At 60.8% G+C, this 17629-nt stretch carries 16 protein-coding genes; 9 read left to right on the top strand and 7 right to left on the bottom strand.

Features of this window, described 5'->3' with window-relative positions; genetic code table 11:
- Window positions 1-25 precede the first annotated feature (25 nt).
- Window positions 26-379 carry a YkgJ family cysteine cluster protein gene (locus ACQKEN_RS00620; RefSeq protein ID WP_427682915.1) on the bottom strand — a complete coding sequence of 118 codons (354 nt, stop codon included), beginning with the start codon at window positions 377-379 and terminating at the stop codon, window positions 26-28.
- A 153-nt stretch (window positions 380-532) separates the two neighbouring features.
- Here ACQKEN_RS00620 and ACQKEN_RS00615 point away from each other — a divergent pair, with 153 nt between their 5' ends.
- The gene (locus ACQKEN_RS00615) at window positions 533-1843 is read left to right on the top strand and encodes an NAD(P)/FAD-dependent oxidoreductase (RefSeq protein ID WP_427682913.1); all 1311 of its coding nucleotides are present in this window, start codon (window positions 533-535) and stop codon (window positions 1841-1843) included.
- 35 nt (window positions 1844-1878) lie between these two features.
- On the opposite strand, the gene ACQKEN_RS00610 is transcribed toward ACQKEN_RS00615, so the two are convergent.
- Window positions 1879-2112, bottom strand: coding sequence for a DUF1127 domain-containing protein (locus tag ACQKEN_RS00610; protein WP_427682911.1), 234 nt, complete (start codon window positions 2110-2112; stop codon window positions 1879-1881).
- Window positions 2113-2290: 178 nt separating this feature from the next.
- Between ACQKEN_RS00610 and ACQKEN_RS00605 the strand changes: the two genes are divergently transcribed.
- Both ACQKEN_RS00605 and ACQKEN_RS00600 read left to right on the top strand, forming a co-directional pair.
- A complete protein-coding gene (locus ACQKEN_RS00605) occupies window positions 2291-3718 on the top strand; it encodes a PLP-dependent aminotransferase family protein (protein ID WP_427682910.1) in 1428 nt (475 codons plus the stop codon).
- Window positions 3719-3822: 104 nt separating this feature from the next.
- On the top strand, window positions 3823-5397 hold the full coding sequence (locus ACQKEN_RS00600) for a phospholipase D family protein (protein WP_427683767.1): 1575 nt from the start codon (window positions 3823-3825) through the stop codon (window positions 5395-5397).
- Here the strand turns inward: ACQKEN_RS00600 and ACQKEN_RS00595 are convergent.
- Both ACQKEN_RS00595 and ACQKEN_RS00590 read right to left on the bottom strand, forming a co-directional pair.
- Window positions 5394-6539: an MFS transporter gene (locus tag ACQKEN_RS00595; protein ID WP_427682908.1), complete on the bottom strand. Its 1146-nt coding sequence runs from the start codon at window positions 6537-6539 to the stop codon at window positions 5394-5396. The two genes, ACQKEN_RS00600 and ACQKEN_RS00595, sit on opposite strands and share 4 nt — an antisense overlap.
- A gap of 109 nt (window positions 6540-6648) precedes the next feature.
- Window positions 6649-8142: an aldehyde dehydrogenase gene (locus ACQKEN_RS00590; RefSeq protein ID WP_427682907.1), complete on the bottom strand. Its 1494-nt coding sequence runs from the start codon at window positions 8140-8142 to the stop codon at window positions 6649-6651.
- Between the two features lie 260 nt (window positions 8143-8402).
- Here ACQKEN_RS00590 and ACQKEN_RS00585 point away from each other — a divergent pair, with 260 nt between their 5' ends.
- Window positions 8403-8765 carry a cupin domain-containing protein gene (locus ACQKEN_RS00585; protein ID WP_427682905.1) on the top strand — a complete coding sequence of 121 codons (363 nt, stop codon included), beginning with the start codon at window positions 8403-8405 and terminating at the stop codon, window positions 8763-8765.
- 78 nt (window positions 8766-8843) lie between these two features.
- On the opposite strand, the gene rpmG is transcribed toward ACQKEN_RS00585, so the two are convergent.
- Window positions 8844-8999: a 50S ribosomal protein L33 gene (rpmG, locus tag ACQKEN_RS00580; protein ID WP_010225867.1), complete on the bottom strand. Its 156-nt coding sequence runs from the start codon at window positions 8997-8999 to the stop codon at window positions 8844-8846.
- A gap of 11 nt (window positions 9000-9010) precedes the next feature.
- Window positions 9011-9247: a 50S ribosomal protein L28 gene (gene rpmB / locus ACQKEN_RS00575; RefSeq protein WP_037016669.1), complete on the bottom strand. Its 237-nt coding sequence runs from the start codon at window positions 9245-9247 to the stop codon at window positions 9011-9013.
- Window positions 9248-9610: 363 nt separating this feature from the next.
- Here rpmB and ACQKEN_RS00570 point away from each other — a divergent pair, with 363 nt between their 5' ends.
- Window positions 9611-11200: an ABC transporter substrate-binding protein gene (locus tag ACQKEN_RS00570; protein WP_427682902.1), complete on the top strand. Its 1590-nt coding sequence runs from the start codon at window positions 9611-9613 to the stop codon at window positions 11198-11200.
- 252 nt (window positions 11201-11452) lie between these two features.
- Here ACQKEN_RS00570 and radC read toward each other — a convergent pair whose 3' ends face one another.
- Entirely contained in the window at window positions 11453-12127 is a 675-nt protein-coding gene (gene radC, locus ACQKEN_RS00565) for a RadC family protein (protein WP_065988236.1), read from the bottom strand.
- A 131-nt stretch (window positions 12128-12258) separates the two neighbouring features.
- Between radC and coaBC the strand changes: the two genes are divergently transcribed.
- From coaBC to argB, 4 genes are all read left to right on the top strand, one after another.
- Window positions 12259-13467, top strand: a complete 1209-nt coding sequence (gene coaBC, locus ACQKEN_RS00560; RefSeq protein WP_427682901.1) for a bifunctional phosphopantothenoylcysteine decarboxylase/phosphopantothenate--cysteine ligase CoaBC — start codon at window positions 12259-12261, stop codon at window positions 13465-13467.
- Between the two features lie 6 nt (window positions 13468-13473).
- Complete coding sequence (dut, locus tag ACQKEN_RS00555) at window positions 13474-13929, top strand: dUTP diphosphatase (RefSeq protein ID WP_265387661.1); 456 nt, start codon at window positions 13474-13476, stop codon at window positions 13927-13929.
- Between the two features lie 110 nt (window positions 13930-14039).
- Window positions 14040-16631 (top strand): phosphomannomutase/phosphoglucomutase, encoded by a 2592-nt coding sequence (locus ACQKEN_RS00550; RefSeq protein WP_427682900.1) that lies wholly within the window; start codon window positions 14040-14042, stop codon window positions 16629-16631.
- Window positions 16632-16653: 22 nt separating this feature from the next.
- Window positions 16654-17559 carry an acetylglutamate kinase gene (argB, locus tag ACQKEN_RS00545; RefSeq protein ID WP_065988232.1) on the top strand — a complete coding sequence of 302 codons (906 nt, stop codon included), beginning with the start codon at window positions 16654-16656 and terminating at the stop codon, window positions 17557-17559.
- Window positions 17560-17629: the final 70 nt, after the last annotated feature.

Below are 17629 nucleotides of genomic sequence, written 5' to 3'. Positions count from 1 at the left end.
GCTGATTCAGAAAGTCCGGTCGCCGTTAAACCAGCACCTGCCGCGTTGAGGCGATGAACTCATGCACCTGCTTCTCGGCGCGAGGGTGGATCAGGACTTCAGGTCGGCGGCCGTTGGGGCATGGCAGGGTTTTGGTGGTGCCGAACAGACGGCAGATCAGCGGTCTCTCGTCATACACCGTGCAGCCGTTGGGCCCCAGATGCACGCAGTTCAGCTCGTTGAGCGCCGCTTCCTGCTCGGCTGGCGTCTTGCGCGGCAAACGCGACATTTCTTCGGACGACGTGGTCACCGGCCCACAGCAGTCGTGGCACCCCGGCACGCACTCGAACGACGGAATCTGCCGCCGCAGATCGCGGATTTTCTCGCTGTTGCAGCTCATGGCGGCAGTTTCCCCTGTGAAAGGCGGTGATTGTGCCCCAGTGCCTCTGCGACTGACACCCGGGTGATCATCCGCTGGCATTTTCTTGCCCGGGCACCCTGACCCCGCTACCCTCCGTAAAATTTTCCAAACAGTGCTCTCGGGATATTCAACATGAATGCTCGGTCTCCCCAGCCCGGATTGTCTGATCACGCGGCCTCTTACTACGCTGCCACCCGCCATACTCAACCTGATTACCCTGCCCTGCACGGCGAGGTCAAAACCGACGTCTGCATCATCGGCGGCGGGTTTTCCGGGCTGAACACAGCGATCGAGCTGGCTGAACGCGGTTTGAAAGTGGTGCTGCTGGAGGCACACAAGGTCGGCTGGGGCGCGAGCGGTCGCAACGGCGGGCAACTGATCCGCGGCGTCGGCCATGATGTGGACCAGTTCAGCAATGTCATCGGCGAGGACGGCGTTCGTCAGCTTAAGCTGATGGGCCTGGAAGCGGTGGAAATCGTCCGCGAGCGTGTCAACAAATACCAGATCGACTGCGATCTGACCTGGGGCTATTGCGACCTGGCGAACAAGCCCAAGGAATTCGAGGGCTTTGCCAGAGACGCCGAAGAGCTGCGCAGCCTGGGTTACCGGCATACGCTTGAGCTGATTGATGCGAGCAACATGAACAGCGTCATTGGCTCACCCAACTACGCCGGCGCCATGCTGGACATGGGCTCGGGCCATCTGCACCCGCTGAACCTGGCGCTGGCAGAAGCCGCGATCGCCCAGTCGTTGGGCGTACAGGTGTTCGAACACTCGGCAGCGACGCGGCTGGAATACGGGGCAGAGGTCAATATTCATACAGCCCACGGCCTGGTGCTCGCCAGTACGCTGGTGCTGGGCTGCAATGCGTATCTCAACGGACTCGACGAGGAGTTGAGCGGCAAGGTTTTGCCCGCAGGCAGTTACGTCATCGCCACCGAGCCGCTGAGTGAACAACTCGCCAGCCAACTGATTCCACGCAATACCGCGATGTGCGATCAGCGCGTGGCGGTGGATTATTTTCGGCTGTCGGCTGATCGGCGCCTGCTGTTCGGCGGCGCTTGTCACTACTCAGGCCGGGACCCGAGTGACATTGCCGCGTACATGCAGCCGAAGATGCTCAAGGTGTTCCCACAACTCAAAGACGTGAAGATCGATTTTCAGTGGGGCGGAATGATCGGTATCGGCGCCAACCGCTTGCCGCAGATCGGGCGACTGCACACGCATCCAAACGTGTTCTACGCCCAGGCGTATGCGGGGCACGGGCTGAACGCAACGCATCTGGCGGGCAAGTTACTGGCTGAGGCCATCATCGGCCAACACAGTGGCGGGTTTGAGCTCTTTGCCAAAGTCCCTCACATCACCTTCCCGGGCGGTAAACATTTGAGTTCGCCGCTGCTGGCGCTGGGGATGTTGTGGCACCGCTTCAAAGAGCTGGTGTAACCGGACTCGCCCTGTGAGGCCGACTGTCAAAGGCCTCATTCGCGCCAGAAAGCCTTGAGCCCCTCATGGCGCGCTTGCTCACTGCTCAAGCCAACATCCTTCAGTTGCTCGTCAGTCAGTTTCAACAACGCGCGCCGACTGGCTCGGCGATGCTGAAACAGACCCCACATTCCCAGCCCTTCCGGCGCGTTGATGCGCGAGCCCGCTTCATGCTCACGGACCAGCTCACCTGCATACAGCGTTAACCGAACATCACTTATTCCGCTCATTTTCAGACACCTCATGGTGGGTTTCGAGTGGATTCATGATGTGTCTGTATGGAAAACCATTACAGATCCAAAGAATTATTATTCTTTGCATACAGATCGGTTTCATCCGGCGCTGAATGCTGTATTTTCCCAACATCTGTATCGGTCTGCCGATCACATCACTTTATGGGAGTACGCCGTGACGCTCTACGTCAACCTCGCCGAATTGCTCGGCACGCGCATCGAAAACGGTTTTTATCGCCCCGGCGACCGGCTGCCTTCGGTGCGTGCATTGAGTCTTGAGCATGGTGTCAGCCTGAGCACGGTGCAGCAGGCGTATCGATTGCTGGAGGACAACGGCCTCGCGCTACCACGCCCCAAGTCCGGGTACTTCGTACCGGCTGGCCGCAAAACGCCCGCCCTGCCTGCGATAGGCCGCCCCGCTCAGCGCCCGGTGGAAATCTCTCAGTGGGATCAGGTGCTGGAACTGGCGCGAGCCGCCCCCAGCCCTGACGTCGTACAGCTGGGTCGCGGCATGCCCGACGTCACCAGCCCGACCCTGCGCCCACTGACCCAGGCGCTGGGCAGGATCAGCCGCCGCTCTGACATGCCCGGGCTGTATTACGACAATATCCACGGCCGGCGCTGCCTGAGGGAACAAGTCGCCCGGCTGCTGCTGGATTCCGGCACCAACATCGATCCGGACGATCTGGTGATCACCACCGGCGCCCAGGAAGCACTGGCCATCTGCATCCGTTCGGTCTGCGAGCCGGGCGACATCGTCGCAGTCGACTCGCCCAGCTTTCACGGCGCCATGCAGGCGCTCAAGGGGCTCGGCATGAAAGCCCTGGAAATCCCCACCGATCCGCTTACCGGCATCAGCCTCGACGCATTGGAGCTGGCGCTGGAACAGTGGCCGATAAAGGCCATACAGCTGACGCCGAGCTGCAACAACCCGTTGGGCTACATCATGCCGGAGGACCGCAAACGCGCACTGCTGACCCTGGCGCAACGCTTCGACGTGGCGATCATCGAAGACGATGTGTATGGCGACCTGGCCTACACCTACCCTCGCCCGCGCACGATCAAATCCTTCGACGAAGACGGACGCGTCCTGCTGTGCAGCTCGTTTTCCAAAACGCTGGCGCCGGGTTTGCGCGTCGGCTGGGTCGCGCCCGGTCGATACCTTGATCGCGCCCTGCACATGAAATACATCAGCACCGGTTCGACCGCGACCCAGCCGCAGCTGGCGATTTCCGATTTTCTCAAGGCCGGGCACTACGAGCCGCACATGCGCCGCATGCGCGGCCAGTACCAGCGCAGTCGCGACCTGATGACCGGCTGGGTGACGCGCTACTTCCCGGAAGGTACCCGCGTGAGTCGTCCCCAGGGCGGATTCATGCTGTGGATCGAGCTGCCGGAAGATTTCGACTCCTTGCGCCTGAACCGCGCGTTGCAGGGGCAAGGCGTACAGATTGCCGTCGGCAGCATCTTTTCGGCGTCCGGCAAATACAGAAACTGCCTGCGCATGAACTTTGCCGCCAAGCCGACCGCGCAAATCGAAGACGCGGTGCGCAAGGTCGGCGCTGCCACGGCGCAGCTCATGCAGCGCGTCGAGCCTGCATAACCATTTGCAGCTTTTAAACTTTTGCAGTTTTTAACCTTTTTCAACTTTTAACCTTTTAGAAAAAGTGCGGTCACATCGCCATGACTGATTTTCGGATGACCGCGTTGACAAACTTACGGGCGGTGCCCCTCCTCCTGGCCCTAGCCCTCGGCGGTTGCGCACACACGTCCGCCCCCGACGGCCCGAGTCAGGCGCTGCCAGCGGCGCAGTCTTCGTTCGGTCGCTCGATCATGGCCCAGGCTGCACCTCACGAAGGTCGCTCGGGCTTCCGCCTGCTGCCCAACAGCACCGAAGCCTTCATGGCCCGCGCCGAGCTGATTCGCAACGCCAAAACCAGCCTGGACCTGCAGTACTACATCGTTCACGACGGCTTGAGCACCCGGGCGCTGGTTGATGAATTGCTCAAAGCCGCCGATCGCGGCGTTCGCGTGCGCATCCTGCTGGACGACACCACCAGCGACGGGCTGGATGAAGTCATCGCCACACTCGCTGCGCACCCGAACATTCAGATCCGCCTGTTCAATCCGCTCAATCTGGGCCGCAGCATGGGCGCCACCCGTAATCTGGGCCGGCTGTTCAATCTGTCCCAACAGCATCGACGCATGCACAACAAACTGTGGCTGGCCGACGGCGCCGTGGCCATCGTCGGCGGGCGCAATCTGGGCGATGAGTATTTCGACGCCGAACCCAATCTGAATTTCACCGACATCGACATGCTCAGCGTGGGCCCGGTCGCCGAACAGCTGGGTCACAGCTTCGATCAGTACTGGAACAGCACGCTCAGCAAGCCGATCAACGACTTCCTCTACTGGCCGCCCGACCGCAAGGATCTGGCCAAGGCGCGCGTGCGTCTGGCCGAGTCGCTGGATCAGGCGCACGTGGACAAAAAGGCCCTGTATGAACGGCTGATGGACTATCGGGCTCACCCGCGCATGAAAACCTGGCTCAATGAGCTGATCTGGGCGCACAACCAGGCCTTGTGGGACGCGCCGACCAAGGTGCTGTCACGGGGCGAGCCTGACCCGCACCTGCTGTTGGCGACCCAACTCAGCCCTGATCTGGGCAACGTGCATAAGGAACTGATGCTGATCTCTGCCTACTTCGTGCCCGGGCAAGAAGGCTTGGTCTACCTGACCGGGCTCTCGGATAAAGGCGTGTCAGTGAACCTGTTGACGAACTCGCTGGAGGCCACCGATGTACCGGCGGTGCATGGAGGTTACGCGCCTTACCGCCGAGCGCTACTGGAGCACGGCGTGAAGCTGTTCGAGCTGCGCCGCCAGCCAGGAGACCCGAGCAACGCCAAGGGCAGCGGACCTGCATTTCTGCACACAAACCTGATCAAGGGCGGCTCGGAATCAAGCCTGCACAGCAAGGCGATGATCTTTGACCGGCAGAAGATGTTCGTGGGCTCGTTCAATTTCGACCCACGTTCAGTGCTGTGGAACACCGAAGTCGGCGTGCTGGTCGACAGCCCCGAGCTGACCGAATACCTGCGCGAACTGGCGCTTCAGGGTATGGCGCCGGCCATCAGCTATCAGGTCAAGCTGGAGAACGACCGGCTGGTGTGGGTGACCGAGGACAACGGCAAAATCCACACGCTGTCCAAAGAGCCTGGCGACTGGTGGCGGCGGATGAACGCCTGGTTCAGCACGGCGGTCGGGCTAGAAAAGATGCTTTAAGCCGCCACCGCTTGCGCGCCAAACGCCTTGGGACGCTGGGACAGGATCACCAACCCCAGCGCGCCTGCCGCCATCAGCAACGGCAGCGCCTGACCGCTGACCCACTGGCTACCAGCGCCTGCCGCCAACGGACCGAGCAGGCAACCGATCCCCCATAGCTGAGCGACGTGGGCATTGGCGCGCACCAGGGCGTCATCGCGATAGCGCTCGCCAATCAGGATCAGCGACAGCGTGAACAGCCCACCCGCACTGGCACCGAACAACACCCACAGCGGCCAGATGGCGATTGTGTCGACCAGCAGCGGGATCGCCAGGCTCGACACCATCAGCACCAGCGCACACCCGGAAAACAGCCGCCGACGGGACACCCTGTCAGCCAGCGCACCAATCGGCAGTTGCAGAAGCGCATCACCCACCACCACGGTGCTGACCATCGCCAGGGCAATTTCAGGCGTGAAACCCTGCTGCAGGCAATACACCGGTAGCAAGGTCAGAATCATCGCTTCAAACCCGGCGAATAACGCGATGGCCCATGCAATCGCCGGCAAACTCCGACAGAACCCGCCGAGATCGCGCAGCGTTACATGGCTGGCTTCCGCGCTCGGCGCACCGGTTCTGCCCAGCAATAGAAACGGCGATACCGCCAGCAACAGGGTCCCGACCCAGAACCCGTAATCTGCTTCCGTGCCAATGAAGCCCAGCAGCACCGGTCCGCCCAGCTGGCTAAGCGCATAGGAACTGCCGTACAGCGCCACCAGCTTGCCGCGCAGCCGTTCGATCACCAGCTGGTTGATCCAGCTTTCCCCGAGCACGAACACAATCGTGAGGATCGTCCCGAGCATCAGGCGCAGGACCAGCCAGATCCAGTAATTGGGCAGTAACGCCAGCAAACCCACTGAAAATGACCCAGCCCACAGGCAGAGCCGCATCAGGTTGGCGGTGCCGAATCTTGAAGCGAGTCGGCTGGCAAGGCTGGCACCCAGCAACACGCCGATCGCAGGCATCGCAGCCATGACGCCGATGGCAAACGCGCCGTAACCCCAGGCTTCCAGCCGCAGCGACACCAGCGGCATGCTCACGCCCAGCGCCAGGCCGACGCTCAATACCGAGGCCAGCACAGCGAAATAAGTACCCCAACGCATCACCACGCTCCTGTGGCTCAAAAGGACGAAACAAAACAGCCGGGCTTTGAGGAAAGCCCGGCTGCGTTGGTTTTTTACAGCGACTGAGTGTTGAAGCGCGCGCGGCCTGTTACAGCTTGATCCAGGTCGCTTTCAGCTCGGTGTATTTATCGAACGCATGCAGCGACTTGTCGCGCCCGTTGCCGGACTGCTTGAAGCCACCAAACGGCGCGGTCATGTCGCCGCCATCGTACTGATTGACCCACACGCTGCCCGCGCGCAACGCCTTCGCAGTCAGATGCGCCTTGGACAAGTCGGCCGTCCACACCGCCGCGGCCAGGCCATAAGGCGTGTCGTTGGCAATCTGAATGGCTTCTTCAGCGGTATCGAAGGTCAGCACAGAAAGCACCGGTCCGAAGATCTCTTCCTGCGCGATCTTCATCGCGTTGGTCACGCCGTCGAAGATCGTCGGCTCAACGTAGGTGCCGCCGGTTTCCTGAAGAATGCGCTTGCCACCAACGACCAGCTTGGCGCCATCGGTGTGGCCGGCTTCGATGTAAGAAAGGACGGTGTTCATCTGCTGGGTGTCGACCAGCGCGCCGACCGTGGTTGCCGGATCAAGCGGGTTGCCCGGCTTCCAGGCTTTCAGCGCGTCGATCACCATCGGCAGGAATTTCTCCTTGATCGAGCGCTCGACCAACAGACGGGAGCCGGCCGTGCAGACCTCGCCCTGGTTGAAAGCGATGGCGCTGGCCGCAGATTCCGCCGCAGCTTGCAGATCCGGCGCATCGGCAAAGACGATGTTCGGGCTCTTGCCGCCAGCTTCCAGCCAGACGCGCTTCATGTTCGATTCGCCCGAGTAGATCAGCAATTGCTTGGCAATCTTCGTCGAACCGGTGAATACCGCCGTGTCGACGTCCATGTGCAGCGCCAGTGCTTTACCCACCGTGTGGCCGTAACCCGGCAGCACGTTCAGCACGCCAGCCGGAATACCGGCCTCAATGGCGAGCTGAGCGACGCGGATCGCGGTCAGCGGGGATTTTTCCGACGGTTTGAGGATCACCGAGTTGCCGCTCGACAGCGCAGGACCGAGCTTCCAGGAAGCCATCAGCAGCGGGAAATTCCACGGCACAATGGCCGCCACCACACCAATCGGCTCGCGAGTCACCAGGCCCAGTTGATCGTGCGGGGTGGGCGCTACTTCGTCGTAGAGCTTGTCGATGGCCTCGCCGCTCCAGCTCAACGCCTGAGCGGAGCCGGGAATGTCGATGCCGTAGGAGTCGCTGATGGGCTTGCCCATGTCGAGTGTTTCGAGCAGCGCGAGCTCTTCGACATTCTCGTTGATCAGCTCGGCCAGACGAAGCATGGCGGCCTTGCGCTTGGCCGGCGCCAATCGCGACCAGACGCCGGAATTGAACGTAGCCCGGGCGTTTTCGACGGCGCGTTGCGCGTCGGCGGCGTCACAACTGGCGACGTGGGCGAGGAAGCGGCCATCGACCGGACTGATGCAGTCGAACGTCGAGCCGGATGCGGCGTCTGTGTATTCACCGTTGATGAAAGCACGGCCTTCGATTTTCAGATCCTGGGCGCGTTGTTCCCAGTCAGCATGAGTCAGGGTGGTCATGAAACGTCCTCCTCTTATGAAATAGGCGCGTCTTCGCACTCGAATCGGGCTTCAGGACAGGGCCTGACGCGTCATCGGATCGGCCGAAGGCATTCGCCACCCTAAACCAGCATTGGCCGAATTTCCAATATATTGGACATAAGTGGGCGAAATCTGGCCGGATCGTGCATTTTATTCAACAGCCGCCCGGGCTTGCCCGCGCTTTCCATCCGGTCCCCGGCAAGCAACAATCACGCAGCGCCCACTTTCAGGAATCAGATATGAGCATCGAAAGCATCGTCGACTTCAGCGAAGCCACTACTGCAGCGGAGCGTTTCACGCCTGCCGCTGAAAAGATTCTCAAGGGCGAGCCAAACCAGACGGTTTACAACCACTACAACAGCCCGTGCGGACAGCTGAATGCAGGCGTCTGGGAAGGGGAAGTCGGCCAATGGAACGTGAATTACACCGAACACGAGTACTGTGAAATCGTGCAGGGCGTCTCCGTCCTTCGTGACGAAGACGGCAAGTCGAAAACCCTGCGCGCCGGTGACCGTTTCGTGATTCCCGCAGGTTTTAAAGGGACGTGGGAAGTGCTGGAAGCCTGCCGCAAGATCTATGTGGTGTTCGAACAGAAGGCTTGAGGGTTCTGTGGCCAGCTTTCCTTCAGCCACAAAAAAGCCCGCATCGCTGCGGGCTTTTTTGTAAGACGCAAAAACCAATTACTTGATTTTGGCTTCTTTGTAGATCACGTGCTTACGAACAACCGGATCGAATTTTTTAATTTCGATTTTGTCCGGAGTCGTGCGCTTGTTCTTGTCGGTGGTGTAGAAGTGGCCGGTGTTAGCGGTCGACACCAAACGGATCAATTCACGCATGATTTTCTCCCTTAGACCTTCGCGCCAGCACGGCGGATTTCGGCCAGAACAACCGTGATACCACGCTTGTCGATGATACGCATGCCTTTAGCAGATACGCGCAGACGTACGAAGCGTTTCTCTTCTTCAACCCAGAAGCGGTGATGCTGCAGGTTTGGCAGGAAACGACGACGGGTTTTGTTGTTTGCGTGGGAAATGTTATTCCCGGTTACCGGACCCTTACCGGTAACTTGACATACTCTCGACATGCCTCAGCCCTCTAAAACCACATGCCCAACCCGGCATGGGTTGGCCGCTTAATCTCTCAGTCATTTGGCGCCAGGCGCCGCGTTTCTTCAGGGGTCTTACCGGCCACACCTGCGGTGAAGGCAGCGGGCCCCTAGAAAAGAGCGCTGCTTTATACCAGAAAGCCCCCGGTGCAACAACACAAACCACGAATTGCCTGCCAGAAAGCACAGGCTTTGAACCCGACAAGGCCAGCGGCGTTAGGCGCGGCGGGAAATATACCACTCGTCGCGCCGCGGCGATTGTTCTGCACCAATCGATGGTCTAGGGTTACTGACTCTCCAGACTGCGCCGGCAGATGGGCTATCTCTGAAAGGAAAATCGCCATGCGCCTAGCCGTTCTACCCCTGTTGCTCGCGTCCCTGTCCACGCCATTGATGGCCCAGGCGGCAATGACGCTGAGCGTCTGCACGGAAGCCAGCCCCGAAGGCTTCGACGTGGTGCAGTACAACTCGCTGACCACTACCAATGCTTCGGCGGACGTGCTGATGAACCGCCTGGTGGACTATGACGCCAAGGACGCCAAGCTGGTACCGAGCCTGGCGCAGAGCTGGAGCGTGTCGCCTGACGGGCTGACCTATGACTTCAAACTTCGTGCCGGCGTGAAATTCCATCACACCGATTACTTCACTCCGACGCGCGAGCTTAACGCTGACGATGTGGTGTTCAGCTTCCAGCGCATGCTCGATCCGGCCAATCCATGGAACAAGGTCGCTGCGCAGGGCTTCCCCCACGCGCAGTCGATGCAATGGCCATCGCTGATCAAGAAAGTCGAAGCGACTGATGCCTCCACCGTACGCATCACCCTGGACCACCCGGACGCGACATTTCTGGCGACGCTCAGCATGGGCTTCGCTTCTATTTATTCCGCCGAGTACACCGCGCAGTTGTTGAAGGCCGGCACTCCGGAGAAGCTCAACAGCCAGCCGATCGGCACCGGTCCGTTCGTCTTCAAGCGTTTCCAGAAAGACTCGGTGGTGCGTTACGAGGCCAATCCGGATTACTTCGCCGGCAAGCCCGCCGTCGATACGCTGGTCTATGCGATTACGCCGGACGCCAACGTTCGCCTTCAACGAATTCGTCGCAATGAGTGCCAGGTTGCCCTGTCGCCCAAGCCCCTTGATGTCGCAGAAGCCGTGAAGGATTCAAGCCTGCTGGTCGAAAAAACGCCCGCCTTCATGACCGCTTTCCTTGCGATCAACAGCCAGCATCCACCGCTGGACAAGCCGGAAGTCCGTCAGGCAATCAACCTGGCGTTCGACAAAGACACTTACCTGAAAGCGGTGTTCGAAGGCTCGGCAACCCCGGCCAACGGTCCGTATCCGCCTACAACGTGGGGTTACGCCAGCGACTTGCCCGGCTACAAACATGACGTTGCGAAGGCCAAGGACCTACTGGCCAAGGCCGGTCTGAAAGACGGGTTCAAGACGACAATCTGGACTCGCCCGTCAGGCAGCTTGCTCAACCCCAATCCGAACGCCGGCGCGCAGTTGCTGCAGAACGATCTGGCGGCTGTAGGCATCAAGGCAGAGATCAAAGTTATCGAATGGGGCGAGCTGATCCGTCGCGCCAAAACAGGCGAGCATGACCTGCTGTTCATGGGCTGGGCGGGTGATAACGGCGATCCGGATAACTTCCTGACGCCGCAATTCTCCTGCGCCGCCGTCAAATCCGGGACCAACTTCGCGCGCTACTGCGATGAAGGGTTGGACAAGCTGATCAGCCAGGGCAAGGCGGTGACCGATCAGGCCCAGCGCAGCAAGCTGTATCACCAGGCTCAGGAGCAGATCCAGAAGCAGGCATTGTGGTTGCCGCTCGCGCATCCAACGGCCTACGCGCTGACTCGCAAGAATGTTGAGGGTTACAGCGTGAGCCCGTTTGGTCGGCAGGACTTCTCAAAGGTGACCGTGAAGTAATTCGCAAAAACCATAGATGTGCGGTGTGACTGCTGACGCCTTCCCGGCTAAAGCCGGTCCCACTGTCGAGGTCACCGCCGATGCCGCTGGATGCGCACGACGCTTTTAGTGGGACGGGCTTTAGCCGGGAAGAGGCCGGTTCGCACACCGTTAGTTTTGCGGTGTAACTGCCGACGCCTTCCCGGCTGAAGCCGGTCCTACAACTCGGGGCATGGCCAGTCCACATGCGGCGGCAACCCTCCGTCGCGGGCGCTACATCAAACCATACTCAACCATCGACAACGGATCGCCGTCGCCGATGATCAAGTGATCCAGCACCACCACGTCCACCAGCGCCAGCGCCTGTTTCAGATGCCGCGTCAGGTCGATGTCGGCTTCGCTGGCGTCTTTGACGCCGGAAGGGTGGTTGTGACAGAGGATCAATCCTGCCGAGTTGTGGGCCAGTGCCCGCTTGACCACCTGCCGCGCGTGAACATGCGCCGTGTTGATCGAGCCGTGAAACAGCACTTCGAACGTCTGAACCCGGTTCTTGCTGTCAAGAAACAGGCAGCCAAAGACTTCATGGGGCTCGTGCCGTAACAGCGCCTTGAGGTAGCGACGCACCTGGGTCGGGTTTTCCAGCACAGAGTCGCGCTTCAAATCCTCGCCCATGTTGCGCCGGGCCATTTCCATGACCGCCTGCAACTGCGCGAACTTGGCGGGCCCAAGACCCAGCTCGCTGCTGAACGCCGTCAGGTTGGCCTCCAGCAACGCGCGCAGGCTGCCGAACTGATTCAAAAGGTGCCGGGCCAGGTCCACGGCACTTCTGCCCGAGACGCCCGTGCGCAAGAAAATTGCCAGCAATTCAGCGTCTGACAAGCTCGACGCCCCCCGTTCCAGCAGCTTCTCCCGCGGACGCTCTGCCGCCGGCCAATCGCGAATACTCATAGCAGCTCCCTGTCTGTGGCGCCGCTGTTCCCGTGCGGTCGCTGTGCTATCTTAGCCGCTCTTTTTTGCGCGACAGTCAGGCCTGGGGAGGCCAATGATTGCCGCGTGTTAACCGACCTAAAGGCAGGCCTATGCAGCGGCTGTATCGAAAACGCATCGTTCTCGGCGTCGGCGGTGGCATCGCGGCCTACAAGAGCGCCGAACTGGTCCGCCGTTTGCGCGACCACGGTGCAGAAGTCCGCGTCGTCATGACCAAAGGCGGCGCTGAATTCATCACCCCGCTGACCATGCAGGCCTTGTCCGGCCACCCCGTCCACCTGGATTTGCTCGACCCCGCAGCCGAAGCCGCCATGGGCCATATCGAGCTGGCCAAATGGGCCGACATGATCCTCATCGCACCGGGTACCGCCGACCTTATGGCCCGCCTGGCCCAAGGCATTGCCAATGATTTGCTGACCACCGTGGTGTTGGCGACCGACGCTATCGTCGCCGTCGCGCCCGCGATGAATCAGGCCATGTGGCGCGACCCCTCCGTGCAGGCCAATCTGCAGCTGCTCGAACAGCGCGGTCTGCGCATGTTCGGCCCGGCCAGCGGCAGCCAGGCCTGTGGAGACGTCGGCTACGGGCGCATGCTCGAACCCAATGATCTGGCGCAATCGGCCGCCGATTGCTTCCAGCGCCTGACGCTGACCGGCAAGCACGTGTTGATCACCGCCGGCCCGACTCAGGAAAACATTGACCCGGTTCGCTACATCACCAATCACAGTTCCGGAAAAATGGGCTTTGCCCTGGCCGAGGCCGCTGCCGAAGCGGGCGCGCGCGTCACCCTGATCACCGGCCCCGTGAACCTGCAGACGCCTGACCGGGTATCGCGCGTCGACGTTGTCAGTGCCCGCGACATGCTCGCCGCCTGCGAAGACGCCATGCCTTGCGATCTCTTCATCGCCTCCGCAGCCGTCGCGGACTACCGGCCGGAAGTCGTCGCCACACAAAAATTGAAGAAAGATCCCACGACCGGTGATGGTCTTCTGCTGCAGATGGTCCGCAACCCGGACATTCTCGCCGCCATTGCCCAGCGCCAGGATCGCCCGTTCAGCGTCGGCTTCGCGGCCGAAACCGAACACCTGCTTGATTACGCCGCACGCAAGCTCAAGGACAAGAACCTTGATCTAATCGTCGCCAATGACGTCGCCAATCCCAGCATTGGCTTCAACAGCGAAGAAAACGCCTGCAGCGTGATCGACCGAGCGTTGCAAGCGACGCTCTTCGCCCAGACCAGCAAAGCCAAGATCGCGCGGCAGCTGGTGACTTTTATCGCCGATCGCATGAACCAGGTTTAATCACGAATGCACGCTCTACAAGCCAAGATCCTCGACCCTCGCATCGGCAGCGAATTCCCGCTTCCGGCTTACGCCACTTCAGGCTCGGCAGGCCTGGACCTGCGCGCCATGCTGAAAGAAGACACCCTGCTCGAACCCGGCCAGACCCTCTTGATTCCCACCGGGTTGTCGATATACATCGCAGACCCTGGCCTGGCTGCGCTGATTCTGCCGCGCTCTGGCCTGGGCCATAAGCACGGCATCGTGCTGGGCAACCTGGTGGGCCTGATCGACTCCGATTATCAAGGCGAACTGATGGTCTCCTGCTGGAACCGCGGCCAGACCGCTTTCAACATCTCCATCGGCGAGCGTCTGGCTCAGCTTGTACTCGTGCCAGTGGTGCAGGCGCACTTTGAAATCGTCGAAGAGTTCGATGAAAGTCAGCGCGGCGCAGGCGGCTTCGGTCACTCCGGCAGCCACTGATCCGGCCACAAACACTCACTTTGGCTAACGCGTCGCTTGTGGCCTGACGGGCTTTGAGCGGTGCGAAAACAACAAGAACGCGTCAGGACGACCCAGCAGGGAGAGTTAGTTTGAAAGGCATCAAACGCACGGCCAAAGCGACCCCCACCACGGAAACGACTGTCCCGACGGGCAAAGACGCCCATCTGAGCCTCGCGAGTCCCGGCCTCATTCCTGCGCTCATCGGCCTGGTCGCGGCAATGGTGCTGGTGTGGCTTGCCATTCAAAGCCAGCCGCAGCAACAGGAGCAGCTGGTTCAGGCCTGGGGCAGCGCGCAGGCAGGGGCCGTCAACAAGGCACTGCGCCAGATCAACGCCGACACCCAGGCCGCTGCAATGGACGCCGCGCTGAGCCAAGCCCTGTTGAGTAACAATCCGACGTTCATCGAAGGCGCGCAGAATCAGCTGCGGTACCGCGACGGCGTGGTGGGTGCGCGGCTCAACCCTGTAGGGTTCAACGGCGTAGACACCGAAAGCGCGCTCCCTGTCAGCTTCGCCACACTGGACATGCTGACCAAGGCCGGCAAAGGCGAAACGCCTGCTCCCGAAGCACGAAAGGTCGGCGACAAATGGCTGATCTACAGCGCCGCGCCCCTGCGCACCGCGCCAGACGCGCCGATCACCGGCACCCTATTGCTGGCGTTTAATCCGCAGCGCCTGATCAACGCACTCCCCGAGACACCCGCCGATGTCGGTCAGGTAGTGCTCGCTCAACAGTTTGGTACCGCCACCGCGCAGAATTTTCTCACCCGTGGCGAGGACGATGGCAGCCGTCCCCAGGAATTTTCTACCGGCTACCCCAACTGGAAACTGACGTTTGCCGCAGGTCCCGCACTGCAAGGCTCGACGCCCTGGCTGATGCTGCTGCTCGCCTTGATGGTTGCCGCCGGCGCGATGCTGTTGGGGTTGTACCTGAACGAGAGTGCGCTCAAGCGCCGGGTCGCTGCCGACGCGCGACAGCTTGAGCAATTGCTGCAAGAACTCTCCGGAGGCAAGGCCGTCAAGGCCTTCAGCTTGAGCCTGCCCGCGTTGAACGGGCTCGCTCAGAGCATGGCGCGGTTCTCGCTGCGCAATAGTCCGACGGGCGCTGCGCCGGCGGATCACGCATCGACAACCGGGTCATCGCTGAACGGTCCCGCACCGCCCCTTCCCGTCGTGTCGGAGGACGACCACCTGACCGACCCGCTTTTCCAGGACACCGATATTCTTGACCTCGACTTGATCGATGACCCCCAGGAACGCCCGCAGCCGGAGCCCTCCCACGCCATGATCAGCAGCGCGTCCAGCGCCCCGCCCTTTCCCGACACGATATTTCGCGCCTATGACATTCGCGGCATTGTTGGCGATACGCTGAGCGCCGAAACCGCCTACTGGATCGGCCGAGCCGTCGGTGCGGAAAGTCTGGCGCAGGGCGAGCCGCATGTTTCGGTAGGCCGCGACGGACGACTCTCGGGGCCTGAGCTGGTCGCGGACTTGATCAAGGGGCTGCATGACAGCGGCTGCCACGTCAGCGACATCGGCATGGTGCCCACCCCCGCGCTGTATTACGCCACCCACGTGCTGGCGGGCAAAACAGGCGTCATGCTGACGGGCAGCCACAACCCGAAGGATTACAACGGTTTCAAGATCGTCATCGCCGGCGACACCCTGGCAGACGAGCAGATCCAGGCCCTGCACGAACGCATCAAGGCCAATGACCTGCCATCTGCCAAAGGCAGCATCATCAAGGTCAATATCCTCGACCGTTATGCCAGCCAGATCATTGGCGATGTCGTGCTCGCGCGGCGCATGAAAGTGGTGGTGGACTGCGGCAACGGTGTAGGCGGCGTCATCGCCCCGCAATTGATCGAAGCACTGAATTGCGAAGTCATCCCGCTGTACTGCGAAGTCGACGGCAATTTCCCCAACCATCACCCTGATCCGGGCAAGCCGGAGAATCTTCAGGACCTGATCGCCAAGGTCCGTGAAACCGGTGCCGATCTGGGCCTGGCCTTCGACGGTGATGCTGATCGTGTCGGTGTCGTCACCAATACCGGCACCATCATCTACCCTGACCGCCTGCTGATGCTGTTTGCCCGCGATGTGGTCAAGCGCAATCCCGGGGCCGATGTGATTTTCGACGTCAAATGCACGCGCCGCCTGATACCGTTGATCCACGAATACGGCGGCCGCCCGGTTATGTGGAAGACTGGGCATTCGCTGATCAAGAAGAAGATGAAGGAAAGCGGCGCGCTGCTCGCAGGCGAGATGAGCGGACACATCTTCTTCAAGGAGCGCTGGTACGGTTTCGACGACGGCATCTACAGCGCGGCGCGTCTGCTGGAAATCCTCAGCCAGGAAAAACTCAGCGCCGAGGAGCTTTTTCAGACCTTTCCAAACGATCTATCAACGCCTGAGATAAACATCAAAGTCACCGAGACCCGCAAGTTCAGCCTCATGGAAGCGTTGGAGCGCGACGCGCAGTGGGGCAACGCCAACCTCACCAGCATTGATGGTGTGCGGGTTGATTATCCGAAAGGCTGGGGCCTGGTTCGCGCGTCCAATACCACGCCAGTGCTGGTGTTGCGCTTCGAAGCCGAAACCGAGCTCGAGCTGCAACGGATCAAGGACGTCTTTCACACCCAGTTGAAACACGTAGCACCGGATCTAGAACTTCCTTTTTGACCCTATTTTGAGTGGAGCCCAAATGACCCTCGAACGTGATGCCGCAGCCAATGCCGCCAAGGTCCTCTCCGAAGCGTTGCCCTACATCCGACGCTTTGTCGGCAAGACGCTTGTCATCAAATACGGCGGCAACGCCATGGAGAGTGACGAGCTGAAAACCGGCTTCGCCCGCGACATCGTGCTGATGAAGGCGGTGGGGATCAACCCGGTCGTGGTTCACGGCGGTGGCCCTCAGATTGGCGACCTGCTGAAGCGCCTGTCCATTGAGAGCCATTTCGTGGACGGCATGCGTGTGACCGATGCAGAAACCATGGACGTGGTGGAAATGGTGCTGGGCGGCCAGGTCAACAAGGACATCGTCAACCTGATCAACCGGCACGGCGGCAGCGCCATCGGCCTGACCGGCAAAGACGCGCAGCTGATCCGTGCGAAAAAGATGAACGTCACGCGCCAGACCCCGGACATGCTCAAGCCGGAAATCATCGACATCGGTCACGTGGGTGAAGTGGTCGGCATCAACACCGACCTGCTTAACATGCTGGTGAAGGGCGATTTCATTCCGGTGATTGCGCCAATTGGTGTGGGGGCCGATGGCGAGTCCTACAACATCAACGCCGACCTAGTGGCAGGCAAAGTCGCTGAAGCCTTGAAGGCCGAAAAGCTGATGCTGCTGACCAACATCGCCGGCCTGATGGACAAGGAAGGCAAAGTGCTGACAGGCCTGACCACCGAGCAGGTGAATAGCCTGATCGCAGACGGCACCATCTACGGCGGCATGCTGCCGAAGATCCGCTGCGCGCTGGAAGCGGTTCAGGGCGGGGTGAACACCTCGCACATCATCGACGGCCGTGTGCCCAATGCCGTCCTGCTGGAGATCTTCACCGATACCGGCGTCGGCACCTTGATCAGCAATCGCAAGCGTCACTGATTGCAGCTGTAAAAAGCCCCGCCCGGCTTACTCCCGGGCGGGGCTTTTTTATGGCTGGTTTTTAGTCGCA

The organism is Pseudomonas sp. NPDC078416, assembly GCF_050268485.1.
In the GTDB taxonomy this organism is placed as follows: Bacteria; Pseudomonadota; Gammaproteobacteria; order Pseudomonadales; family Pseudomonadaceae; genus Aquipseudomonas.
The sequence above is the reverse complement of the archived record's forward strand: the minus strand, read 5'-3'. Positions and strand labels throughout refer to the sequence as shown.